The 23,551-nt window shown below is 68.8% G+C and carries 23 protein-coding genes; 10 read left to right on the forward strand and 13 right to left on the reverse strand.

Annotated elements, in window-relative coordinates; translation table 11 throughout:
• Window positions 1–22: 22 nt before the first annotated feature.
• Window positions 23–283: a hypothetical protein gene (locus LZ009_RS22500; RefSeq protein WP_275700228.1), complete on the forward strand. Its 261-nt coding sequence runs from the start codon at window positions 23–25 to the stop codon at window positions 281–283.
• Here LZ009_RS22500 and LZ009_RS22505 read toward each other — a convergent pair.
• Window positions 276–2,033 carry a FecR domain-containing protein gene (locus LZ009_RS22505; protein WP_275700229.1) on the reverse strand — a complete coding sequence of 586 codons (1,758 nt, stop codon included), beginning with the start codon at window positions 2,031–2,033 and terminating at the stop codon, window positions 276–278. The genes LZ009_RS22500 and LZ009_RS22505 overlap by 8 nt on opposite strands.
• Window positions 2,034–2,244: 211 nt before the next feature.
• Between LZ009_RS22505 and LZ009_RS22510 the strand changes: the two genes are divergently transcribed.
• From LZ009_RS22510 to LZ009_RS22520, 3 genes are read left to right on the forward strand one after another with little or no spacing between them, the layout of a single operon-like run.
• Window positions 2,245–3,051, forward strand: a complete 807-nt coding sequence (locus LZ009_RS22510) for an MlaE family ABC transporter permease (protein WP_275700230.1) — start codon at window positions 2,245–2,247, stop codon at window positions 3,049–3,051.
• Between the two features lie 2 nt (window positions 3,052–3,053).
• Window positions 3,054–4,100, forward strand: coding sequence for an MlaD family protein (locus tag LZ009_RS22515; RefSeq protein WP_275700231.1), 1,047 nt, complete (start codon window positions 3,054–3,056; stop codon window positions 4,098–4,100).
• Window positions 4,097–4,765, forward strand: a complete 669-nt coding sequence (locus LZ009_RS22520; protein WP_346730773.1) for a hypothetical protein — start codon at window positions 4,097–4,099, stop codon at window positions 4,763–4,765. Before LZ009_RS22515 ends, LZ009_RS22520 begins: the two co-directional genes overlap by 4 nt.
• Here the strand turns inward: LZ009_RS22520 and LZ009_RS22525 are convergent.
• From LZ009_RS22525 to LZ009_RS22565, 9 genes are all read right to left on the reverse strand, one after another.
• On the reverse strand, window positions 4,737–5,324 hold the full coding sequence (locus LZ009_RS22525; RefSeq protein WP_275700232.1) for an alpha-ketoglutarate-dependent dioxygenase AlkB: 588 nt from the start codon (window positions 5,322–5,324) through the stop codon (window positions 4,737–4,739). The genes LZ009_RS22520 and LZ009_RS22525 overlap by 29 nt on opposite strands.
• A gap of 138 nt (window positions 5,325–5,462) precedes the next feature.
• The gene (locus tag LZ009_RS22530) at window positions 5,463–5,969 is read right to left on the reverse strand and encodes a histone H1-like DNA-binding protein (protein ID WP_275700233.1); all 507 of its coding nucleotides are present in this window, start codon (window positions 5,967–5,969) and stop codon (window positions 5,463–5,465) included.
• Window positions 5,970–6,156: 187 nt separating this feature from the next.
• Window positions 6,157–7,395 (reverse strand): ribonucleotide-diphosphate reductase subunit beta, encoded by a 1,239-nt coding sequence (locus LZ009_RS22535; protein ID WP_275700234.1) that lies wholly within the window; start codon window positions 7,393–7,395, stop codon window positions 6,157–6,159.
• A 138-nt stretch (window positions 7,396–7,533) separates the two neighbouring features.
• Entirely contained in the window at window positions 7,534–10,449 is a 2,916-nt protein-coding gene (locus LZ009_RS22540; protein ID WP_275700235.1) for a ribonucleoside-diphosphate reductase subunit alpha, read from the reverse strand.
• Between the two features lie 213 nt (window positions 10,450–10,662).
• Window positions 10,663–11,244 carry a 1,6-anhydro-N-acetylmuramyl-L-alanine amidase AmpD gene (ampD, locus tag LZ009_RS22545; protein WP_275700236.1) on the reverse strand — a complete coding sequence of 194 codons (582 nt, stop codon included), beginning with the start codon at window positions 11,242–11,244 and terminating at the stop codon, window positions 10,663–10,665.
• Window positions 11,237–12,736, reverse strand: coding sequence for a sigma-54-dependent transcriptional regulator (locus LZ009_RS22550; RefSeq protein WP_275700237.1), 1,500 nt, complete (start codon window positions 12,734–12,736; stop codon window positions 11,237–11,239). Before LZ009_RS22550 ends, ampD begins: the two co-directional genes overlap by 8 nt.
• The gene (locus tag LZ009_RS22555) at window positions 12,736–14,436 is read right to left on the reverse strand and encodes a sensor histidine kinase (RefSeq protein WP_275700238.1); all 1,701 of its coding nucleotides are present in this window, start codon (window positions 14,434–14,436) and stop codon (window positions 12,736–12,738) included. Before LZ009_RS22555 ends, LZ009_RS22550 begins: the two co-directional genes overlap by 1 nt.
• A gap of 2 nt (window positions 14,437–14,438) precedes the next feature.
• Entirely contained in the window at window positions 14,439–14,684 is a 246-nt protein-coding gene (locus LZ009_RS22560; RefSeq protein ID WP_430300412.1) for a PP0621 family protein, read from the reverse strand.
• A complete protein-coding gene (locus tag LZ009_RS22565) occupies window positions 14,684–15,481 on the reverse strand; it encodes a cytochrome C assembly family protein (protein ID WP_275700239.1) in 798 nt (265 codons plus the stop codon). Before LZ009_RS22565 ends, LZ009_RS22560 begins: the two co-directional genes overlap by 1 nt.
• Before the next feature lie 79 nt (window positions 15,482–15,560).
• On the opposite strand from LZ009_RS22565, the gene ffh reads away from it, so the two are divergent.
• The 4 genes from ffh to LZ009_RS22585 all read left to right on the forward strand — a co-directional run bounded on the left by ffh (window position 15,561) and on the right by LZ009_RS22585 (window position 19,496).
• Window positions 15,561–16,928 (forward strand): signal recognition particle protein, encoded by a 1,368-nt coding sequence (gene ffh, locus LZ009_RS22570; RefSeq protein WP_275700240.1) that lies wholly within the window; start codon window positions 15,561–15,563, stop codon window positions 16,926–16,928.
• Between the two features lie 24 nt (window positions 16,929–16,952).
• Window positions 16,953–18,143, forward strand: coding sequence for a M20 aminoacylase family protein (locus tag LZ009_RS22575; RefSeq protein WP_275700241.1), 1,191 nt, complete (start codon window positions 16,953–16,955; stop codon window positions 18,141–18,143).
• An 11-nt stretch (window positions 18,144–18,154) separates the two neighbouring features.
• A complete protein-coding gene (locus LZ009_RS22580; protein ID WP_275700242.1) occupies window positions 18,155–19,114 on the forward strand; it encodes a tripartite tricarboxylate transporter substrate-binding protein in 960 nt (319 codons plus the stop codon).
• Between the two features lie 136 nt (window positions 19,115–19,250).
• A complete protein-coding gene (locus LZ009_RS22585) occupies window positions 19,251–19,496 on the forward strand; it encodes a hypothetical protein (RefSeq protein WP_275700243.1) in 246 nt (81 codons plus the stop codon).
• Between the two features lie 12 nt (window positions 19,497–19,508).
• Here the strand turns inward: LZ009_RS22585 and miaB are convergent, their stop codons facing one another.
• From miaB to LZ009_RS22600, 3 genes are all read right to left on the reverse strand, one after another.
• Complete coding sequence (miaB, locus tag LZ009_RS22590) at window positions 19,509–20,852, reverse strand: tRNA (N6-isopentenyl adenosine(37)-C2)-methylthiotransferase MiaB (RefSeq protein WP_275700244.1); 1,344 nt, start codon at window positions 20,850–20,852, stop codon at window positions 19,509–19,511.
• A 7-nt stretch (window positions 20,853–20,859) separates the two neighbouring features.
• Window positions 20,860–21,273, reverse strand: coding sequence for a hypothetical protein (locus LZ009_RS22595; RefSeq protein WP_275700245.1), 414 nt, complete (start codon window positions 21,271–21,273; stop codon window positions 20,860–20,862).
• 133 nt (window positions 21,274–21,406) lie between these two features.
• Window positions 21,407–21,823 carry a hypothetical protein gene (locus tag LZ009_RS22600; RefSeq protein WP_275700246.1) on the reverse strand — a complete coding sequence of 139 codons (417 nt, stop codon included), beginning with the start codon at window positions 21,821–21,823 and terminating at the stop codon, window positions 21,407–21,409.
• Between the two features lie 113 nt (window positions 21,824–21,936).
• On the opposite strand from LZ009_RS22600, the gene LZ009_RS22605 reads away from it, so the two are divergent.
• On the forward strand, window positions 21,937–22,461 hold the full coding sequence (locus LZ009_RS22605) for a hypothetical protein (protein ID WP_275700247.1): 525 nt from the start codon (window positions 21,937–21,939) through the stop codon (window positions 22,459–22,461).
• Window positions 22,462–22,527: 66 nt separating this feature from the next.
• A complete protein-coding gene (locus LZ009_RS22610; RefSeq protein WP_275700248.1) occupies window positions 22,528–23,550 on the forward strand; it encodes a S1/P1 nuclease in 1,023 nt (340 codons plus the stop codon).
• Window position 23,551 lies beyond the last annotated feature (1 nt).

The following is a 23,551-nucleotide window of genomic DNA, read 5'->3' on the forward strand; positions in this document are numbered from 1 at the left end:
GTGCAACCAGGAGCGAAAGAAAATGACGACAGCGGTGGCAGCCAACAATCCCTTTGCCCTGATGGTCGACCCGACCCAGGTCCGCCAGCACATCGAGCGTTCCGAAGAACTCAGCAAACTGAGCCAGCGCCAATGCCACCCGCTGGACCGCGCAGTGATTCGTTGTGCCTCCGCCGAGATCGCCGCCTTCGACGCCAAGATCGACCGCACCACGATCTACCTGCCGCCGGAAGAAGAAAAAGCGCAGCCGGTGACCCGTACCTACACCCGCCGCGTCAACTGACGCGACGGAACGGCACGCCCATCGGGGGCGGCCGGATCGGTTGCTGCGGCGCCTGTTGCTGCCGCAGCCAGACCTCCTGGTTGCGCCTCTCCTGATCGCGCTGCCACTGGTCGGCCAGCTGGCGCTGGCGCCGGTCGGATTCTTCCCGGCGCGCCTGTTCTTCCTGGCGCGCCTTCTCTTCCCTTCTGTCCTGTTCGGCCCGCGTGGCCAGCGCTTCGCGCCTGGCTTTTTCGTCGCGCACCGCCTGCTCCTCGCGGCCGGCCTGGTCCTGCAGGTGCGCCAGGTGGCGCTTGCGGGCCTCGGCCAGCTTGCGCGCTTCGACGGCGCGGGCCGCCGCCAGCTTCTTCTCTTCTTCCTTGCGCTGCTGCGCGAGCTTCTTTTCCTCGGCGCGCTTCGCCTGCAGGCGCTTGTGCTCCTGTTCGCGCTTCGCCGCGGCCACCTTCTTCGCCTCGTCGGACTTCTTCGCCTGCTGCGCGTGGTGCCGCTCTTCCTCGGCCTTGCGGGCGGCGAGCGCACGGCGCTCCTCGGCCTGCGCGCGGCGCTCTTCCGCGCGCTTGGCGGCGTGCTGCTCGGCGCGCTGGGCCTGGGCTTGCGCCTTGGCCTGCGCGCGCGCCTGCGCCTTGGCCTCGGCTTCCGCCCGGGCCCGCGCCTGCGCTTCGGCCTGGACCCGCGCTTGCGCTTCGGCTTGCGCCCGCGCCTTCACTTCGGCCTGCGCCTGGGCCGCGGCAGCCTGGGCGGCGGCTTGCGCGGCGGCCTGCTGGGCCTGGGCCTGGGCGTGCTGCGCCGCAGCAGCCGCGGGCGCGGCCGCCGTCATCGGGGCGGTGACGCGCAAGGGCCCGGCGGACGGAGCGGACGGCGTGACGGCCACATTGGGAATGGCCTGGGCCTTGGGCTCGGGGAGCGCCGCCACCGGCGGACCCTTGATCTGGAACGGCGGGTTCGACGCCGCCACCGGGCCGGTGACCGCCTTCTTCGCGCCCGGCAGGGCCGAGGCCGGGCCGGCGATGACGATGTCCGGTCCCTTGTTGATCCGGTCGGCCTGCGGGGCCGGCGCGGGCGCGGCCTGGGCCACGGCCGGCATGCGGACGGTGGGTTCGCCGCGGCGGCGGGCGCCGGCCCACTTGTCGAAATCGTCGGTGGCGGCAAAGGCGCCCTGCTGCACGCGGTCGAGCCCGCGCTCCTTGAAGGCCGCGCGCTGCCCGCTGCGCAGCTCCTGCGCTTCGCCTTTTTCGCCATAGACGACGCCGGCGCCCGACAGCACCACCACGCGGGTGACGCCCGTCTTGGTGTCGACATCGAGCCGGTAGTCGCCGGGCTGGCGCGCCCGGAAGGCGAGGTTCGGCGTGCCCACCTCGATGCTGTCGCCCGGGTTGACGCGGGTGACGGTCAGCACCGCGCTGCCCTGCGTCAGGCTCAATTGCGTCGCGTTCTCGCTCACGTTCTCGAGCACCACCTGCGTCTGGCTGTCCAGGCGCAGCGCGTGGCCGCCGGCCTGGACTTCGGCGCGCGAGCCGCGGTCGACCCAGAGGCGGTCGCCGCGCTTGAGCACGCGGCGGGGCTGGACGTCGTGCCATTCGGAATCGCCCTGCGGCGACCAGGCGACGGTGCCCTCGGCATGGTTGAGATGGGCAGCCGGCACGGTCACCACCTGTGCGAGCGCCGCGGCGCCCGAAACAGAGGCAACCAGGACGAGGGCCAGGCTCCAGAGCGGGCGGCCACCGCTGCTGGAACCCTTGCGGAATGCGTTCATCTTCCAATGAACGCATGAGTTCGAGGCAAGGTGCGCAAAGGCCGTGTAAAGGCTGCACATTCACGTTGCAGCGCGGGCCTGCGCGGGAATTTTTCGCGGCGTTGTCGCTCTCCTGGCCGCCCCTTCGCCAGCCCGCCGCCGGTCCTGCCTTGGCTCTGCTGTAGGCGGCGCCTTACGAGCCGCCGCCCGTGGCCCCGTTACCATCGGCGCCATGAAGCAGCAGCCGAACTGGTACCAGCTGGCCAGCCACGCCAGTTTGGCGCCGGTGCGCTGGGCGGCCGCCTGGGCGCGGATCTCCTTCTTCGGCTCGGTGATGCTGGTGCGTGCTTTCTCCCCGGGCAGCTACAGCCCGCAGACCCGCTACAACCTGGCGCGCCACGTCTACCTGGACACGGCTCCCATCCTCGGCTGGTTCACGATCCTCATCGCGCTGTTCACGATGATCATCACCCGCATCGTGATCTCCACCGCCACCCGCTACGGACTTTCGCAGTACGCGCTGGAAATGGTGATCCGGGTGCTGGTGATCGAGCTGATCCCGCTGACCGCGGCGCTGTTCGTGGCGCTGCGCTGCACCATCCCGAGCGGGGCGGCGCTGGTGGAGATGCGGCGCCTGGGCCACTTCCACCGGCTGCGCCGCCAGCGCCTGGACCCGATCGCGGTGGAGGTGCTGCCGCGGATGCTCGCCGGCGTGTTCTCCACCATCACCCTGGCGGCCTTGAGCTGCGTGGTGGCGGCGGTGCTGGCCTACCTGGCCGTCTACGGCTTCACCATGGCCGGCGAGAAGGCCTACACCCACACCATGGGGCGGGTGTTCACGCCCACCTTCATGCTGATCTTCGTGACGAAGACGCTCTTCTTCGCGCTGGCGGTGTCGATGATCCCGGCCGCCTCGGGCCTGAACAACATCGAAGACACCGGCTCGCGCGAAAGCGCCGCGGCGCTGCAGGGCCTGGTGCGCATGTTCGGCGTGCTGCTGACCATGGAAGCCGCGTCGCTGGTGGCGAACTACCTCTGACCATGGACGAACAAAAAAACGCCGCCGCCCCGCAGCCCAAGCCCCCGCCGCCTCCGCACGCGCCGTTGGAGAAATCCGAGCCGGCGTCGAAGACGCAGTACGTGCCCCACCTGGAGATGAAGGCCGTCATCCTGCTGGTGTTCACGCTTTGCCTCGTGCTCGGCTCGGCCATCTACTTGCTGCGCGCGCGCGGCTACTTCGATCCCAAGCAGCAGCTGGTGCTGATCGCGGACAACGCGGAAGGCGTGGTCGCCGGCATGGACCTCTCCTTCTCCGGCTTCCCGATCGGGACGGTGACGAAAGTGGAGCTCGGCGAACAGGGCAACGTGCGGATCGCCATCGACGTGCGCGAGCGCGACGCGAAGTGGCTGCGCAGCTCCAGCGTGTTCACGCTGGTGAAGGGCCTGCTGGGCGGGCCGCAGCTGCGCGCCTACAGCGGCGTGCTGAGCGACCCGCCGCTGAAGGACGGCGCCGAGCGGCCGGTGCTGCGCGGCGACGCCAACGAGGAAATCCAGCGCGTGATCGGCGCGGCCAAGGACGTCCTGGACAACCTGAATTCGATCACCGCGCAGAACTCGGAGCTGAATCGCTCCATGGCCAACCTGCAGGTCTTCACCCAGAAGCTGCAAAGCCGCGGCGGCGCCCTGAACGCGATCTTCGGCAACGAGGAGGACGCGCGCAAGCTGGTGCAGACCATCGAACGCGCGAATGCGGCGCTGGCGCGCATCGAGAGCCTGAGCGGCAACGCGGACAAATTGATCGTGAATGCCGACCGCCAGGTGTTCGGCGCCGATGGGCTGGCCACCGATGCGCGCGTGGCCGTGAAACAGGTGCAGGGCCTGCTGGCCGAAGCGCGCGGCAGCCTGCAGCGCGTGGACGCGGTGCTGAAGGAGGCCCAGGGCATCGCGGGCAACGTGAACAAGGCGACCGAGGACCTGGGCAGCCTGCGCGGCGACGTCGAGGCCAACCTGCGCAAGATCGAGGACCTGATCAACGACCTGAACCGCAAGTGGCCGTTTGCCAAGGAGAGGAAGATCGAGCTGCCATGATGAAGAAGCTGGCCCTTCCCCTCCTGGCGGCCGCCCTGCTGGCCGCCTGCGGCAACAAGCCGCGCCAGCCCGACTGGCTGGTGAATGCCGACGGCGCGCAGGACCGCTACGAGCGCGCCTATCTTTCCGGCAACGACCGCGTGGCCGGTTCGGAGTTCACGCGTTTCCGCAGCGAGGTGGCCAGCACGGCGCAGCCGGCGCTGGTGGCGCGCGCGGAGCTCACGCGCTGCGCGGTGCAGGTCGCGAGCCTGGACTTCGCGCCCTGCACCGGCTTCGAGCCCTTGCGCGCGGACGCTTCCGATGCCGAGCGCGCCTATGCGGACTTCCTCGCCGGCCGGGCGACGCCGGAGCAGGCCAAGCTGCTGCCGGAGGACTACCGCGGCGTCGCGGGCGGGCAGGGGGGCGCCGCGGCGCTGAAGAACATCAAGGGTCCGCTGCCGCGCCTGATTGCGGCCGCCGTGCTGCTGCGCACCGAGAAGGCCGATCCGGAAGTGCTGGTGATCGCCACCGATACCGCTTCGGAGCAGGGCTGGCGGCGTTCCGTGCTGGCGTGGCTGGGCGCGCAGGCGATGCGGGCCGAAAAGGCGGGAGCAACCGAAGAGGCGGCGCGGCTGCGGCGCCGCATGGAGCTCGCCGCTAGCGCGCCCGCGCCGTCCGCAAGGTGATCGAGTAGCGCAGCACCTTCACCGCCGGCACGCTGTGCTGCCACTGCCAGCGCGCGGCGCCGTGCAGCAGGTAGATCGAGCGCGGCGGCACCACCAGCTTGCGCACTTCGGCCTTCACGCCGACGACGTGCGGATAGGGCCGGAACTTCAGCAGCGCATCGTTCAGCAGCGAGATGCCTACGATGTCCTCGTAGTCGGGCACGTCGCGGTGCCAGCCGAGCGGCGTGCCGGGCGTGTATTCGGCGATCAACGCCTGCACGAAATCCTCCGGCGCGATGCCGGCCCAGGCGCCGGCCTGCTCGCGCAGCGGGGTGAGCCAATCGGGCAGAGGCTCCGCCGGGCGCAGCTTCTGCGCGGAATAGTCGTACTTGCCCCCGTAGTTCACCACGCGGCGGCGCGCCTCGTACTGCTGGTACTGCATGGGCGCGAGCGGCAGCTGCTCGATGCGGGCGATGAGCCCCGCCTCCTGTGCTGGCGAGAGGAAGTCCTCCTGGAAGCGCATGCCGTCGGGAAGCTCGGAGCCCGCCGGTGCGGCGCCGAACAAATCGTCTTGCGTCACAGGTTCATCGTAGCGGAGGTCGACTCCGCTAGCGGCACGCACTGGCCAGAACCACTTGCAAATCGCTCCAGCGATTTGCAAGTGCTCCATGAAAAACGCCACGACTTTCGTCGTGGCGTTTCAACCGACCGAAAAGCCTTACGGCTTCGAGGCGGTGGGGAAGGGCCAGGCCGCTTGCGGGTTCAGCGTGGTTTGCGCCGAGGGAGCTGCAGCCGGGGCCGGAGACGCGCTTGCCGCCGGCTTGGCAGCAGGTGCTTTGGCGGCCTTTTTCGCAGGCGCTTTCGCAGCCTTTTTCGCAGGCGCCTTTTTCGCCGCCTTCTTGGCCGTGCTCTTCTTCGCAGTCGCCTTCTTGGCGGTGCTCTTCTTCGCAGTGGCCTTCTTGGCGGTGGTCTTCTTCGCAGCTGCCTTCTTCGCAGCCGGACGCTTCGCGGCAGCCTTCTTCGCTGCCGGACGCTTCGCAGCGGCCTTCTTCGCAGCCGGGCGCTTCGCCGCGGTCTTCTTCGCGGCCGGGCGCTTGGCAGCGGCCTTCTTCGCCGGAGCCTTCTTCGCCGCCGTCTTCTTGGCGGCCGGGCGCTTCGCAGCGGTCTTCTTCGCAGCCTTCTTCGCGGGCGCCTTCTTGGCGGCCGATTTCTTCGCAGTTGCCATTTCTATCTCCTGTTCAAGTTGATCACATCAACCATAAGAAGCACTCCGCGCGTTGTTGGTGACGCGAAGCGATCCGTGGGGTTGGGCCTTCAGGCCCAGCCTCACGAACACCGTAACCTGCAACGCCCCGGCCTCTCCGGGTCCGTGGTGCGCGCAGGACTATCCAAACTCGATCGCAGTTACCGTTTCAATCCCAGGAAAGAGCGCCACCCGTCTGGTATTCGATCACGCGGGTCTCGAAGAAATTGCGCTCTTTCTTCAGGTCAATCATTTCGCTCATCCAGGGGAAGGGGTTTTCCTCGTTCGGGAAAAGCGCCTCCAGGCCGATCTGCGTGGCGCGCCGGTTGGCGATGTAGCGCAGGTAGCCCTTGAACATGGATGCATTCAGTCCGAGCACGCCGCGGGGCATGGTGTCCTCCGCGTAGCGGTACTCGAGTTCGACGGCTTTCTGGAACAGGCCCTTGATCTCCGCCTTGAATTCGGCGGTCCACAGGTGCGGGTTCTCGAGCTTGATGGTGTTGATCAGGTCGATGCCGAAATTGCAGTGCATCGACTCGTCGCGGAGGATGTACTGGTACTGCTCGGCGGCGCCGGTCATCTTGTTCTGCCGGCCCAGCGCCAGGATCTGGGTGAAGCCGACATAGAAGAACATGCCTTCCATCAGGCAGGCGAAGACGATCAGGCTTTTCAGCAGCGTCTGGTCGGCTTCCGGCGTGCCGGTGTGGAAGTTGGGGTCCATGATCGCGTCGATGAACGGGATCAGGAACTCGTCCTTGTCGCGGATCGACTGGACCTCGTGGTACGCGTTGAAGATCTCGGACTCGTCGAGGCCGAGCGACTCCACGATGTACTGGTAGGCGTGGGTGTGGATCGCCTCTTCGAAGGCCTGGCGCAGCAGGAACTGGCGGGCCTCCGGCGCCGTGATGTGGCGGTAGGTGCCCAGCACGATGTTGTTGGCGGCCAGCGAGTCGGCGGTCACGAAGAAGCCGAGGTTGCGCTTGATGATGCGGCGCTCGTCCTCGGACAACCCGTTCGGGTCCTTCCACAGGGCGATGTCGCGGTTCATGTTCACTTCCTGCGGCATCCAGTGGTTGGCGCAGGTGGCCAGGTACTTCTCCCAGGCCCACTTGTACTTGAAGGGGACGAGCTGGTTGACGTCGGTCTGGCCGTTGATGATGCGCTTGTCGGCGGCGGTGACGCGGCGGTCGCTGCGCACGGTCGCGGGAGCGGCGGGCTTCGTTGCGGCAGGCGCAAAGGCAGAGACCGGCACCGAAGGCGCCGGGGCGCCGTCGTCGAGCGTGCGCAATGCGGGCTGCGGAAGGGGAGTGGACTGCGAGGGTGAATGCGTCGCCTCGCGGTTCGTGAGCGAACCGCTCGCAATCGGCTTTGACGGTGTGGGCGTGACTTCGTCGTCCCAGGTCAACATAAGGTTTCCAGTGCTCGGATTATGCGAGCCCGGATGGTGGAATCAAAGTGTCCGTTCACATCCGGCTCGCATTTTGTTGCTTGATTGCATCGGCGTTCTGTCGGAGAACGCCGATACCTCGTCGATTTCTCGCTTCGATTACTGGCAGGCCTCGCAGGTCGGATCGTCGACGCCGCAGAACTTGATGTCGGTCGCGGGTTGCGCCGCATCCATCTGCGCGCGCGCCGCGGCGGCGGCCGCATCGAGTGCGGACATTCCACCGGTTTCGCCACCGGAGGAAGAGACGGCGTTCAGGCGACCCGACTGCACCGTGCTCTTCTCCGCCTGCGTCGCGCTGGTCGTGCGCAGGTAATACGTGGTCTTCAAGCCGCGCAGCCAGGCCAGCTTGTACGTCTCGTCCAGCTTCTTCCCCGACGCCCCTGCCATGTAGATGTTCAGCGACTGCGCCTGGTCGATCCACTTCTGGCGGCGGGCGGCGGCTTCCACCAGCCACACCGGCTCGACCTCGAACGCGGTTGCATAGAGAGCCTTCACGTCCTGCGGCACGCGGTCGATGGGACGCAGCGAACCGTCGAAGTGCTTCAGGTCCATGACCATCACGTCGTCCCACAGGCCCAGGCGCTTCAGGTCGCGCACCAGGTAGTGGTTGATGACGGTGAATTCGCCCGACAGGTTCGACTTGACCGAGAGGTTGCCGAAGCAGGGCTCGATCGAGGCGTCCACGCCGATGATGTTGGAGATGGTCGCCGTCGGGGCGATGGCCACGCAGTTGCTGTTGCGCATGCCGTCGGCGGCGATCTTCTTGCGCAGCGCGTCCCAGTCCAGGGTGGCGGAGCGGTCGACGTCCACATAGTGTTCGCCGCGCGCTTGCCCGAGCAGGTCCAGCGTGTCCAGGGGCAGGATGCCCTTGTCCCACAGCGAGCCCTTGTAGCTGGAGTACTTGCCGCGCTCGCGGGCCAGCTCGGTGGAGGCCCAGTAGGCGTGGTAGCAGACCGCTTCCATCGACTCGTCGGCGAACTGCACCGCTTCCTTGGAGGCGTAGGGAATGCGAAGTTCGTACAGCGCGTCCTGGAAGCCCATCACGCCCAGGCCCACCGGGCGATGGCGCATGTTGGAGTCGCGGGCCTTCTTGACGGCGTAGTAGTTGATGTCGATCACGTTGTCGAGCATGCGCATCGCGGTCGTGATCGTCTTCTTCAGCTTTTCCTGGTCGACCTTGCCGTCCTTCAGGTGCTGCAGCAGGTTCACGGAACCCAGGTTGCAGACCGCGGTTTCGGTGTCGCTGGTGTTCAGCGTGATTTCCGTGCACAGGTTGGACGAGTGCACCACGCCGGCGTGCTGCTGCGGCGAGCGCACGTTGCAGGCGTCCTTGAAGGTGATCCAGGGGTGGCCGGTCTCGAACAGCATCGAGAGCATCTTGCGCCACATGTCGGTGGCCTGGACGGTCTTGCTCGGCTTGATCTCGCCGCGGCGGGCCTTCTCTTCATACTGGACGTAGGCCTTCTCGAACTCGGCGCCGAACTTGTCGTGCAGGTCGGGCACGGAGGAGGGGGAGAACAGCGTCCACTCGCCCTTTTCCATCACGCGGCGCATGAACAGGTCGGGGATCCAGTTGGCCGTGTTCATGTCGTGGGTGCGGCGGCGGTCGTCGCCGGTGTTCTTGCGCAGCTCGAAGAACTCTTCCGCGTCCAGGTGCCAGGTTTCCAGGTAGGCGCAGACGGCGCCCTTGCGCTTGCCGCCCTGGTTCACCGCCACGGCGGTGTCGTTCACGACCTTCAGGAAGGGAACCACGCCCTGCGACTCGCCGTTGGTGCCCTTGATGTGCGAGCCCAGGGCGCGCACGCGCGTCCAGTCGTTGCCCAGGCCGCCGGCGAACTTGGACAGCAGCGCGTTTTCCTTGATCGACTCGTAGATGCCGTCCAGGTCGTCCGGCACCGTGGTCAGGTAGCAGGAGGACAGCTGCGAGCGCAGCGAACCGGCGTTGAACAGCGTCGGCGTGGACGACATGAAGTCGAAGCTGGACAGCACTTCGTAGAACTCGATGGCGCGCGCTTCGCGGTCGATCTCGTTGAGCGCCAGGCCCATGGCCACGCGCATGAAGAAGGCCTGCGGCAGCTCGATGCGGGTCTTGCGCACGTGCAGGAAGTAGCGGTCGTACAGGGTCTGCAGGCCGAGGTAGTCGAACTTGAGGTCGCGGTCGGCCTTGAGGGCGCCGCCCAGGCGCTTCAGGTCGTACTGCAGCAGCTTTTCGTCCAGCAGCTCGTTGTCGACGCCCTTCTTGATGAAGAGGGGGAAGTTGTCGGCGTAGGCTTCGGCGCGCTCGGCCGGGGCCACTTCACGGCCCACGACTTCCTTGAAGATCGTGTGCAGCAGCAGGCGGGCCGTGACGAAGGTGTAGTCCGGCTCCTTTTCGATCAGCGTGCGGGCCGCCAGGATGGAAGCCTTGTAGACCTCGTCGAGCGGCACGCCGTCGTACAGGTTGCGCTGCGTCTCGGCGTAGATGGGATCCGGCTTCACGTCGGCACCCAGGCCTGCGCAGGACGCCAGGATCAGCGCCTTCAGGCCCTCGACGTCCAGCGGCACGCGCTGGCCGGCGTCGAGCACGTGGAATTGCGGCGCCTTCGGTGCTTCGACCTGGTTCTGCTTGGCGCGCTCGAGCGCGCGGCGCTCGCGGTACAGCACGTAGGCGCGGGCGACCTCGTGGTGGCCGCTGCGCATCAGGCCGAGTTCGGCGGCGTCCTGGATGTCCTCGATGTGGAAGGTGCCGCCGCCCGGGCGCGAGCGCACCAGCGCGCGCACGACCGATTGCGTCAGCTGGTCGACCGACTCGCGCACGCTGGCCGAGGCCGCGCCCGTGGTGCCGTGCACCGCCAGGAAGGCCTTCATCATGGCGATGGCGATCTTGTTCGGCTCGAAAGGCACCACCGCGCCGTTGCGGCGGATGATCTGGTAATGGGCGAGCGGGGCGGCCGCGGGCGTACCCGGGGTGGCCTGGCCGGCGGCGCCGGAGACGCCGGCGAGGGGGGAGGTGGGGGTGCTCAGTGCAGGTTGCATACGTCTCTTTCCTGGTGCTGCGAGTTGTTCTTTGGCAGGGGCGTGAGTGTAATCGCTGCCGGTGTCGAAGCACTATATATAGGGTCCGAGTCCGATTCAAGCACTAGATGTAGTGGTTGTCACGGGGTTGCGGTGGACAGCCCTGTGGACAAGCTTGTGGAGCGCCTGTGGCCGAAACAAGCGTGAACCAATTGGCGCGCCGCGCGTTGCGGCTCAGCAACTCGCTGCGGGAAACCACTCCGCGGGCCACGCGAGTTCGCGTTGCAGCAAGGCCCAATCGAACTGCGCGCCGGGATCGCGCTTGCGCCCGGGCGCGATGTGCTCGTGCCCGGCGACATAGCGGACCGGATAGTGCTGGCCCAGCGCCGAGGCGAGCGCCGCCAGCGCCTCGTACTGCTCCGGCTCGAAGGCCTCGTCCTCCAGGCCTTCCAGCTCGATGCCGATCGAGTCGTCGTTGCAGTTGGCGCGGCCGCGCCACTGCGAGGGCCCGGCGTGCCAGGCGCGGTCGTCGCAGCTGACGAACTGCCACACCGCGCCGTCGCGCCGCACGTAGAAGTGCGACGAGACCTGCATGCCCTCGATCTGCTTGAAATACGGGTGCGCGTTCCAGTCCAGCGTGTTCGTGAACAGCTGCTGCACCTCGTTGCCGCCGTAGACCCCGGGCGGCAGGCTGATGGAATGCACCACCAGCAGGTCGATCAGCGCGCCCGCGGGGCGCGGGCCGAAATTGGGGGAATCCAGCCGGCGGGCGAAACGGTACCAGCCGTCCTCGAACAAGGCCGAGGCACTAGGCACCGTTGGGGTCCTCGGGCTCTTCGCTGCCCGGCGTGGCAATGGCCAGCCGCGCGATGCGGTAGCGGATCTGGCGCAGCGACAGGCCCAGCTTCTGGGCGGCCGCCGTGCGGTTGAAGTTGGTTTCCTTCAGCGCCTTGACCAGGATGTCGCGCTCCTGCTGGTCCAGGTAGGCCTGCAGGTCGCTGGGCACCACCGGCGCGGCCAGCGTCGCGGGGGCGGCGGCTGCGGCGGCCGGCGCCAGCGCCGCGGCTGGCTCCGTGGCAGCGGGCGCGGCCGGAGCCGCCGCCAGCGTCGGCGCGAAATCCACCTGCAGCTGGCTGCCGTCGGACAGCGCCAGCGCGCGGTGCAGCAGGTTTTCGAGCTCGCGTACGTTGCCGGGCAGCGGATGCGCCTGCAGCTGCTGCAGCACGTGCTCCGACAGCGGCGGCGCCGGCATGCCGGTCTCCTGCGCGATGCGCGCCAGCAGCGCCTCGCACAGCGCCGGCAGGTCCTCGCGCCGCTCGCGCAGCGAAGGCATCAGGATCTCGATGACGTTCAGGCGGTAGAACAGGTCCTGCCGGAAGCGGTTGGCCTGCACGTCGGCCGCCAGGTCGCGGTGGGTGGCGCTGACGATGCGCACGTCCACCGCGTCTTCCTGGGTGGAGCCGAGCGCGCGCACCTGGCGCTCCTGGATCGCGCGCAGCAGCTTCGACTGCATGGGCAGCGGCAGGTCGCCGATCTCGTCGAGGAACAGGGTGCCGCCGCGCGCGGCCTGGAAATAGCCTTCGCGGTCGGCGGTCGCGCCCGTGTACGAGCCCTTCTTGGCGCCGAAGAATTCGGCTTCCAGCAGCGTCTCCGGAATCGCGCTGCAGTTGACCGCGATGAACGGGCCTTCGGCACGGTGGCTGCAGGCATGGATGGCGCGCGCGGCCAGTTCCTTTCCGGTCCCGGATTCGCCGCGCACCAGCACGGGCGCCATGCTGCGCGCCACCTTCTCGATCCGTTCCTTGACCTGCCGCATGGGGGCCGATTCGCCCACCAGCCGCTGCAGCGCGGCGCCCGCGCCGTTGCGTTCGCCGGGCGCTGTCGAAGGCGTGCGGATGCCCGGCCGCGAGCGCTCGCCGCTGCCGCTTTCCGAAATCGCGGACGCCACCACCGTGCGGAACTGCTTCAGGTCCACCGGCTTGGTGAGGTAGTCGAAGGCGCCGGCCTTCAGGGCCTCCACCGCGTTTTCGGCGGAGCCATAGGCCGTCATGACGACGCAGCGCTCGGCGCGCTGCTGCGCGCCCATGCGCTGCAGCAGTTCCAGCCCGAGGCCGTCGGGCAGGCGCATGTCGGTGATGACCGCGTCGAACTTGCGCTCGTCCAGCAGCTGGCAGGCCTCGGCCAGCGTGCCGGCGGCCTCGACGCGGTAGCCCTCGCGCAGCAGGGTCAGTTCGTACAGCGTGCGCAGGTCCGGCTCGTCGTCGACGACGAGGACCTGGGGTGCGGGGGCGGCAGCTTGCGTGGCCATCAGGTGCCTATTGTGTCAAAGGGCTGGCGCCCGGGCAGCACCGGCGCGCGCGTTCGGAACGCCACCGTGAATTCGTTGCCATCGCGGCCGCTGCCGTCCGGCGCCGGCGCGCGCGCATAGCCGATGGTGGCGCCGTGCCGGTCGCACAGTTCGCGGCAGATGTAGAGCCCCAGGCCGCTGGAGCGGCTTTCCGACGAGAAGAAAGGCTCGAACAGGTGCCGCTGCACGCCCGGGTCCAGCGGCGCCCCGTTGCTCCACACGTGCAGCCGCGCCTGCTCGCCCGCCATCGAGGTCGCGACGACGATCGCGCCCGGCGCCGGGCTGGCGTAGCGCAGCGCGTTGTCCAGGAGGTTCACCAGGATGCGCCGCAGGTGCTCGCCGTCGAAAGCCGACCAGGCGGCCTGCGATTTCAGCTGGATGCGCAGGCGCGGGCCGGCGTGCGTGTGGCGCTCCCATTCGCGGGCGAAGGTCTCCACCGCCTGGTCCAGCTCCAGCCAGTCGGCGGTGGTCTGCTGCACGCGCGCCAGGTTCAGGATCTCTTCCACGATCTGCGACAGGCGCTGCGCGTTCTTGCTGACCAGCGCGCTCAGTTGCTGGTGCGAGCTGTCGGAGAGCTCCTCCGCCAGCAGGCCGTTGGCCTGGGCGATCGCCGCCAGCGGATTGCGGATCTCGTGCGCCACCGCCGCGGTCATGCGGCCCATGGAGGCGAGCTTCTCGGTGCGCAGCCGCGCCTCGGCCTCGCGCAGGTCCTGCAGGAACATCACGCACAGGGCGTCGCCGTCCATGTCCTGCGGCGGCGTCAGGCGCGTGCGCACGCGCACGTGCAGCCGCTCGGCGGGCGCGAGTTCCAGCGCCAGTTCCGCCGTCTGCGCGGTCAGGTCGGCAAAGGTGCGCTGCGCCAGCGCCACCAGCGGGGTCCAGCCGGGCCGCGAGATCAGCGCCAGCGAAGCCGGCGCCTCGCGCGCCTGCCATCCGAGCAGCGAACGGGCGGCGGGATTGGCGGCGTGGATGCGCCAGTCGGCGCCGACCACCAGCACGCCTTCGGTCAGCGTCTCGATCACCACCTCGTTGACGTGCGCCTGCGTGCGGATCGCCGAGCGGCTGCGCCGCGCCAGCGATTCCTCGCGCGCCAGCCGCGCGGCCAGCTGGTTGGCCAGCACGGCGACCGCGAAGTAGCCGCCGCCGGTGAGGCCGGCCTGCAGCAGCGGCTGCGTGTGGTCGGCAAGCTGCAGGGCGGTCAGCCAGCCGTCGATCAGCAGCAGGATGGTGACGCCGGCCGCGGTGCCCAGCGCCAGCAGCGGCGAGCCCAGCACCGAAGCCGTGAGCACGGGCAGCGCATAGAGCGGCGAGTAATTGAGGCCGGCCACCTGCAGGAACTGCAGGGAGGAGAAAGCCACCAGGTCGATGCCGATGGTCGACACCCACTGCGGGTCGAAGGTGCGGCCCGGCAGCGCGGGCTTGGTCAGCAGCCGCACCGCCATCGAGGCGCCGAGGTAGGCGGCGCACAGGCCCAGCTGCCAGCCGTTGACGGAAGCCAGCCCCAGCAGCATCAGGCCGCCCAGCACCACCATCAGCACCAGCGCGATGCCCATGCGGGCCGCCATGAACCCGAGCCACAGGCGGTGGAAGGCGGAGACCTCGGGCGACTCGGCGCGCAGGTGCGCGTCCCAGGAGGAGAACTCGGAGATGGCGAAGGCCACGCTCAGGCACCGCCCTTGATGCGGTGTTCCTGGCTGCAATAGAGCACGCCGTTGGTTCCGGGCACGGCGTCGGGCCGCGGCAGGTGCACGCCGCAGACCGGACAGCGCACCATGTCCTGCGGGCCCGCGGCGGGCGGCGCGGGGGGCGCGGGTGGGCGGGCGCGGGCATTGCGATCGGCCAGCCGGCCGTTGCGCCACAGCAGGTAGGCAACCAGCAGGACGGCCGCCAGCAGCAGGTATTTCATCATCACGCGGCCCGCCGCAGGACGACTTCCAGCACGAAGCGCGAACCGACGTACGCCAGCAGCAGCAGCAGCGAGCCGACGTAGATCGCCTGCACCGCGCGCTTGCCGCGCAGGCCGAAACGCGCGCGTCCCAGCAGCAGCAGCGCGAAGGCGATCCAGGACAGCACCGAGAACACGGTCTTGTGGTCCCAACGCCAGGCGCGGCCGTACAGCACCTCGGAGAAGAAGACGCCGGCCAGCAGCGTCGCCGACAGCAGCACGAAACCGGCGGTGGCAAAGCGGAAGGTCAGGCGCTCCAGCGTCAGCAAGGGCAGGCCCGCCTGCGGTTCCGCGGCATGGCGGATCGTGCGCTCCACCCGCTGCATGAGCCAGGCGTGCACCACGGCGGCCGCGAACAGCCCATAGGAAGCGATGCCCAGCGCCCAATGCAGGGGCAGCCAGGGCGAGGTGCTCACGTGCAAGGGCGTGCCGGGGAAGGCCAGCGCCAGCAGCACCGCGGCGGCGCCGAGGCCGGCCAGGGCCAGCCGGGCCTGCAGTTGCGGGAACAGCTGGCGCTCCACCGTGTAGACGGTCAGCACCAGCCAGGCGGTCACCGAAAGAGCGGGCGCGAAGCCGAAGCGGGGCGTGTCCCCCAGCAGCGACCAGGCCAGGGCGGCGGCGTGCAGGAACCAGGCGGCCACCAGCACGCGCTTGGCCGCCGTATCGCTCAGCCGCGCGGAGCCTGCGGCCGGGACTGCGTAGGCCGCGGCCGCCGCCACGGACAGCGCCAGGCCGGCCGGGGACGCACTGGATAAAATCATGCAGTCAAGTTTAGTCTCCTCGACCGCACGGCCCGCATGGCGTGTGGCGCAACCCCCACTCCCTCCACCCCCCTCATTCATGGCCACCTCCGCCCTCAGCGACAAACTATCCCGGCTCGTGAAGCAGATGCGCGGCCAGGCCCGCATCACCGAGGAGAACGTGCAGGACATGCTGCGCGAAGTGCGCATGGCGCTGCTGGAGGCCGACGTGGCCCTGCCGGTGGTGCGCGACTTCGTGGCGCGCGTCAAGGAAAAGGCGCTGGGCCAGGAGGTGGTCGCCTCGCTCAACCCCGGCCAGGTGCTGGTGAGCATCGTGCATCGCGAGCTGGCCGCCACCATGGGCGAGGGGGTGAGCGACATCAACCTGGCCGCCCAGCCGCCGGCCGTGATCCTGATGGCGGGCCTGCAGGGCGCCGGCAAGACCACCACCACCGCCAAGCTGGCCAAGCACCTGATCGAGAAGCGCAAGAAGAAGGTGCTGACGGTGTCGGGCGACGTCTACCGCCCGGCAGCCATCGAACAGCTGAAGACCGTGACCAAGCAGGCCGGCGCCGAGTGGTTCCCCTCCACGCCCGACCAGAAACCGGTGGACATCGCCCGCGCGGCGATCGACTACGCCCGCAAGCAGTACTTCGACGTGCTGCTGGTCGACACCGCCGGCCGCCTCGCGATCGACGAAGCGCTGATGCGCGAGATCAAGGAACTGCACGCGGTGCTGAACCCGGTGGAGACGCTGTTCGTGGTCGACGCCATGCAGGGCCAGGACGCGGTCAACACCGCCAAGGCCTTCAGGGAAGCGCTGCCGCTCACCGGCATCATCCTGACCAAGCTGGACGGCGACTCGCGCGGCGGCGCGGCGCTGTCGGTGCGGCAGATCACCGGCGCGCCGATCAAGTTCGCCGGCACCAGCGAGAAGATCGACGGCCTGGAAGTGTTCGACGCCGACCGCCATGCCGGCCGCGTGCTGGGCATGGGCGACATCGTGGCGCTGGTGGAGCAGGTGCAGGCCGGCGTCGACATGGAGGCCGCGCAGAAGCTGGCCGCCAAGGTCAAGAGCGGCGAGGGCTTCGACCTGAACGACTTCCTGGCGCAGCTGCAGCAGATGAAGAGCATGGGCGGGCTGCAGAACCTGATGGACAAGATGCCCGCGCAGATGCAGGCCAAGGCCGGCGCCGTCGACATGGACAAGGCGGAAAGGGACATCCGGCGCAAGGAAGGAATCATCTCCAGCATGACCAAGCTGGAGCGCCGCAAGCCCGACATCATCAAGGCCACCCGCAAGCGCCGCATCGCCGCGGGAGCCGGCGTGCAGGTGCAGGAGGTGAACCGGCTGCTCAACGAGTTCGAGCAGATGCAGACCATGATGAAGAAGATGCGCGGCGGCGGGATGATGAAGCTGATGAAACGGCTGGGTGGCAAGGGCGGATTACCCAAGATGCCTTTTTGAGGATCGTTGGCATACTTCCAGGCCATGAACCTGGTCGATTCCTTTGCCGACATCTCCCGCTTCGTCGCGCTGCGGCGCGACATCCACGCCCACCCCGAGCTGGGCTTCCAGGAGCACCGCACCTCGAAGATCGTCGCCGACCTGCTGCGCGAATGGGGCATGGCAGTCCATGAAGGCGTCGCCGGGACCGGCGTCGTCGGGGTGCTGCGCTGCGGCACCGGCCGGCGCACCATCGGCCTGCGCGCCGATCTCGACGCCTTGCCGCTGCAGGAGGAGAACCACTTCCCGCACCGCTCGCGGCACGACGGCCGCATGCATGCCTGCGGCCACGATGGCCACACCACGATGCTGCTGGCCGCGGCCTGGCACCTGGCCCGGTCGCGCGACTTCGACGGCACGGTGAACTTCATCTTCCAGCCGGCCGAGGAGATGGGCAAGGCCGGCGCGCTGAAGATGATCGAGGACGGCCTCTTCGAGCGCTTCCCCTGCGAAGCGGTGTTCGCGCTTCACAACTTCGCCGTCGGCGTCGGCACCTTCGCCACCAACCACGGCGCGCTCATGGCCTCCAGCAATACCTGGAAGGTGACGATCCACGGCCGCGGCACCCATGCCTCGATGCCGCACACCGGCATCGATCCGGTGGCGGCGGTGATCAACCTGGGGCAGCAGCTGCAGTCCCTGGTGCCGCGCGTCATCAACTCCGAGCAGCGTGCCCTGCTGGCAGTGACCCAGATCCAGGGTTCCGGCGCGCCCAACGTGATCCCCGACGAGGCCTGGGTCGGGGGCACGGTGCGCACCTTTTCCACCGACGCCACCGACCGCATCGAAGCGGGCCTGCGCCAGTTGGCCGAAGGCGTGGCGCAGGCGCACGGCTGCCGCGCGGAAGTGATGTTCCGCCGCGCTTCGCCGCCGGTGGTGAACCACGAGCAGGAAGCGCGCTTCGCCGCGCAGGTGATGCGCGAGGTGGTGGGTGACGGACAGGTCGACGAGCAATTCCCGGCCGTGATGGGCGCGGAAGACTTCGCCCACATGCTGCGCGTGCGCCCCGGCTGCTATGCCTTCATCGGCAACGGCGACGGCGGCCACCGCATGCCGGACCACGGGCCCGGTCCTTGCATCATCCACAACACCTCGTTCGATTTCAACGACGAGATCATTCCCATCGGCGCCAGCTACTTCGTGCGGCTGGCGCAGCAATGGCTGGCGCAACCCTGAAGGAGAAGTCCATGAAGATCCGCAATTTCCGCAGCGCCGCCGTAGCGCTGCTGCTCGCCGCCGTCGCGGCCACGCCCGCGCTGGCCCAGCGCGTGATCCACATGGTGGTGCCCTTCGGCCCGGGCGCGGTGCAGGACACGATCGCCCGCACCTTCAACGCGGAGCTGGGCCAGATCCTCGGCGCCACCGTGATCGTGGAGAACCGGCCGGGCGCCGGCGGAACGGTCGGCACCGCGCAGGTCGCCAAGGCCAACGACAACAACACGCTGGTGCTGGCGGCCGCCAGCCACACGCTGGCCGGTCACCTGTACAGCAAGCTGGCCTACGACCCGATCAAGGACTTCACCGGCGTCGCCTACATCGGCAACTCGGGCTACGCCATTGCGGCACCGGGCAACCTGGGCGTGAACAACCTGGCCGAGTACGTGAAGCTGCTGAAGTCGCAGCCGGGCAAGATGAACTACGCGTCCGCGGGCAACGGCAGCGCCACCCACATGGGCATGGCCTACTTCCTGGCCCGGGCCGGCGTGGAAATGCAGCACGTGCCGATGAAGTCCACGGGCGACGCGGTCAACGAAGTGCTGGCCGGGCGGGTGCAGGGCGTGACTTCCTCGCTGATCGGCGTGACCGCCTTCAAGCAGGACCCGCGCATCAAGATCCTCGCCTACACCGGCTCCACGCGCAGCAAGTTCATGCCGGACCTGCCGACCGTTGCCGAAGCCGGCGTGCCGGGCTACAAGTTCGACTCCTGGATCGGGGTGCTGGCGCCTTCGACGATGCCGAAAGCCGAAGTCGAGAAGCTGAATGCCGCGATCAACAAGGCGCTGGCGCTGCCGGCGGTGCAGGAGCGGCTGAACAACCTGGGCGTGGAGGCCGGCACCATGAATGCGGATGCGTTCCAGCAGCTGCTGAAGGCCGACTACGAGCAGGCGGCCGTGCTGGTCAAGGCGTCGGGCGCGCGCATCGAGTAGGCCGTCCAGGCTGGTAACTTTCCCGGCTGGGCCACGCTTTACCCAGCCGATACCAAGTACGCATGCTGGGGGTCAACGCCCGCCGCAGACTGCCGTTGCTGAAACAAAGCCGCAACCGGCTGGAGGCGCCCCACGCATGAAGACCGTTCCCTTTCTGGCCTTTTCCGCCCGTGATCAGGCCGCCGTCCTGCGCCTGCTGCGCAAGGCCGGCGTCGCCCCGGCCGCAGCCTGCGTGTCCCGGCTGGAGTTCTCGGATTCGGTCCAGCCGCTGGAAGCGGATCCGCTGACGCTCGTTTCCACGGCGAACGGCTGCCGCAGCTTCCGCTCGCTCACGGACGACGAGTGGAGCGGCGCCTTCGCGCCGGAGCTGCCCCAGGCCTAGAAAGGCCGAGGCCTAAGCCGCCTCGCGCACGCGCACTTCGGCGCGCAGCGAGTGCGGCAGCGCCTCGGTGATGGTCACGTCGACCATCTGCCCCACCAGGCGCGCGGGCCCGGCGAAGTTGACGATGCGGTTGCACTCGGTGCGGCCCATCAGCTCGCTCTTGTCCTTGCGCGACGGGCCTTCCACCAGGATCTTCTGCACGGTGCCGACGCGGCTCGCGCTGATGCGCTGCACGTTGCGCTCCAGCACGTCCTGCAGGTGCTGCAGGCGCTTCAGTTTCACCTCGTGCGGGGTGTCGTCGTGCAGCGTCGCCGCCGGCGTGCCGGGGCGCGGGCTGAAGATGAAGGAGAAGCTGGCGTCGTAGCCGACGTCGTCCACCAGCTTCATCATCTTCGCGAAGTCCTCTTCGGTCTCGCCCGGGAAGCCGACGATGAAGTCGGTGGACAGCGACAGGCCGGGCCGCACCGCGCGCAGCTTGCGCACCGTGCTCTTGTATTCCATGGCGGTGTAGCCGCGCTTCATGGCCATCAGGATGCGGTCGCTGCCATGCTGCACCGGCAGGTGCAGGTGGTTCACCAGCTGCGGCACCTTGCCGTAGGCCTCGATCAGGCGCTGCGTGAATTCGTTGGGGTGGCTGGTGGTGTAGCGGATGCGCTCGATGCCGGGGATCTCCGCCACGTACTCGAGCAGCAGCGCGAAGTCGGCGATGTCCGCCGTGTCGCCCATCTTCCCGCGGTAGGCGTTGACGTTCTGCCCGAGCAGCGTCACTTCCTTCACGCCCTGGTCGGCGAGGCCGGCCACTTCCACGAGCACGTCGTCGAAGGGGCGCGAGACTTCCTCGCCCCGCGTGTAAGGCACCACGCAGTAGCTGCAGTACTTGGAGCAGCCTTCCATGATGGAGACGAAGGCGGAGGCGCCGTCCACGCGCGCGGGCGGCAGGTGGTCGAACTTCTCGATCTCGGGGAAGCTGATGTCGACCTGCGGCCGCTGCTGCTTCTGGCGCGCGGCCAGCAGCTCGGGCAGGCGGTGCAGCGTCTGCGGGCCGAACACAACGTCGACGTAAGGCGCGCGTTCGATGATGGCCGCGCCTTCCTGGCTGGCGACGCAGCCGCCCACGCCGATCAGCACGCCCTTGGCCTTCAGGTGCTTCACGCGCCCGAGGTCGGAGAAGACCTTCTCCTGCGCCTTCTCGCGCACGGAGCAGGTGTTGAAGAGGATCAGGTCGGCCTGCTCCGGGTCTTGCGTCGGCTCGTAGCCCTCGGCCGCGTTCATCACGTCCGCCATCTTGTCCGAGTCGTACTCGTTCATCTGGCAGCCGAAGGTCTTGATGAAGACCTTGCGCTTGGTTTCGCTCATGGCCGGCTCACTTCAGCAGCAGTGCGCGCGCGGCCCAGATCAGTTCCAGGAACTCGTAGAAGCGCTTGTAGCCTTCGGGGTTGCCGGTGTTCACGCCGCCCAGCTTCGAATACTCGGCCTCGGTCAGCACCCAGACCTCGTGCACCAGGCCCGAGCCGTCGCGGCGGTAGACGGTGTAGACCGTCTTGTTGGCGAGGCCGCCGGTGAGCACCATCATGTTGTTGACGTCGCGGATGCGCGCGCCCGGGGACAGCCGGTCGTCCTTGCCGTCCATGGTGATGATGGGCGGCGTGGCGCTCACGGCCATGATGCCGGGCTTCACGTCCCGGGGGGCTTCGCGCACGATGCCCTGGGCCGTGGCGGCAAAGGCGACGGTTGCGAAAGAGAGGCCCGCGAGGGCGAGTCGGATCCAGCGGTTCATGGTAGAGCCAGAGGCTGAGGGGAAAGACAAGGGCACTGTGCGGGACGGCACCCGGGGTGTCAACGCAGGCGTTGCGCCGGCGCGAATGGGGGATTATCGCAAAGCGCCGCGGCGGGCGGCCCGTGCGGGGTTTTCAGCGGGCGAGCTGCAGCACGCGATGCAAGGGCCTGAATTTTTCCACCCCTACCGCTTCCAGGATCCGCGGCGCCAGGTCGACCAGCGCGTCGAAGCTCGGGGCCGCTTCCACGGCGAGGTTGAGGCGGAAGCCGCGCAGGCCCAGTTCGCCGGTGAGGCGCACCGCGATCGGATAGGCCGCGGCGTAGAGCTCCTGCGCGCTGCGCTGGGGGCCCGGCTCGTTGGCCGCCTCCTGCACCAGTTGCAACTCGCGCAGCTGCGCGATGTCCTCCGGCGCGGCCTCGGTCGCCTGGCGGATGTCGTCCACGCTGCGCTTGCCGTCGACCAGGATCAAGGCGGCGCGCTGGCGCAGGCTGAGCGCAACCGAGCGGTCCTTCAGGGCCTGCTGCCCGGCGGTGGTCTTGGCGAGGATCATGGAAGCCAGTCTGCCGTCCACCTCGGCCGCAGTGAACGCGGGAAATCCCGTTCAGCCGGCTGCTTAAGGAAGACGCCGATGCCGGTTGCCGCTGCGGCCCCTAGGATGATGCGATGCGCGGCGTGTTGCCAGCCCTGTCGGCGGCGCTGTTCCTGGCCGGATGCGTCAGCACGCCCGTGCCGCTTCCGGCGGATTGCCGCGGCACGCTGCCGGTGGTGGTGGCGCTCGGCGCGCGGCCCGACGCGGCCTTGCTGGCCGCGGCGACCGCGCCGCCGGGCCAAGGGAGGTTGTGTGGCGGCCGCACCTTCGTCGTGCTGGAGCCGCTCACCGTCTACCGGCTGGCCGATTCCACGCGGCCGTCCAGCGAGTTCGGCGCGTGGTGGTCCCTGGAGCGCCCCGTCGAAACGCGCGAGCAATACCGGCGCAAGTACGCGATCTGCGAAGGCTGGAGCGCACTCGACCGCCTGGTCACCTGCTCCGTGCAGCCCGGCACGCCCCTGGTCCTGGGTCCGGGACAAAGCGTGGCGGCCTGCCCGCCACCCCAGCAGGCGGGCCTGCCGCAGACGGAAGCGATCCAGGTGTTCCTGCCGGGAGACGAAAAGCGATTCCTCGCATGCAGCAGCACATCCTGGCCCTAGCCTCGTTGGAGGATGCGGCTGCGCGGTGCGCGTCCTAGCCTGTCTGCAGACACGGAGGGCCTGCCCATGAAGCAGCTACGCAAGACCACCCTGGCGGCAGCCGGCCTGCTCGCCGCCGCCCAGGCCGGCGCCTGGAACGCCGCCGGCCACCGCGCCGTGGGGACGATTGCCGACCGCCTGATCGCGGGTACGCCCGCGGCCATCGAAGTGCGCAAGATCCTCGGCAGCAACCTGCGCACGGCCGCCGTGTGGGCGGACTGCGCCAAGGGCGTCAGCACCACCACCTTCCAGTACCAGGGCGCCGGCGCCTTCCCCGAATGCGCGATCTACGAGAACCCGGCCAGCCAGAAGCAGATGGAGGCCTTCGTGCGGCGCAATCACGCCAACTGCACGTCACCGCACAACACCGAGTCCTGCCACAAGCAGTACCACTACACCGACGTGGCCATCCAGCGCAGCGAATACCGCGCGGGCTACGTCGGCACCAGCGAGCAGGACCTGGTGGCGGCCATCAATGCGGCGCTGGCCGTGCTGCAGGACCGCGCCCCCGCGCCGCCCTTCCACATCGCCGGCAAGCGCGAGGCCTTGCGGCTGCTGGCGCACTACGTCGGCGACATCCACCAGCCGCTGCACGTGGCCGCGGTCTATGTCGACCGGCAGGGCAAGGTCGTCGATCCCGACGAAGGCAGCTTCGACCCGCGCAGCGAGACGCACGGCGGCAACGACCTGCTGCTGCAGGTGGTGCAGGGCGGCGTGCCCAAGACCATCAAGATGCACGGCGACTGGGACAACGTCCACGGCGCGGTGCCGTGGGACCAGCCGCCGGCGGCGGTACTCAAGCAGGCGCGGGCGGTGGCGAAGACGACCGGCGACCTGTCGACCTGGTCCACGGCCTGGGCCACCGAGAGCTTGCGGCTGGGTGCCAAGGCCTATGCCGGGCTACAGTACGCGCCCGAAAGCCCGGCCCACCAGCACGCGACGACCTTGCCAGCGGGTTACGCCGACGAGGTCCGCACGCCGGCGCAGCGGGAGCAGGTGGTGAAGGCGGGGGCGCGGCTGGCGCAGCTGGTGCGGGCGCTGTGGCCCTGAT

This window comes from Ramlibacter paludis (assembly GCF_022012305.1).
Classification (GTDB): domain Bacteria; phylum Pseudomonadota; class Gammaproteobacteria; order Burkholderiales; family Burkholderiaceae_C; genus Ramlibacter; species Ramlibacter paludis.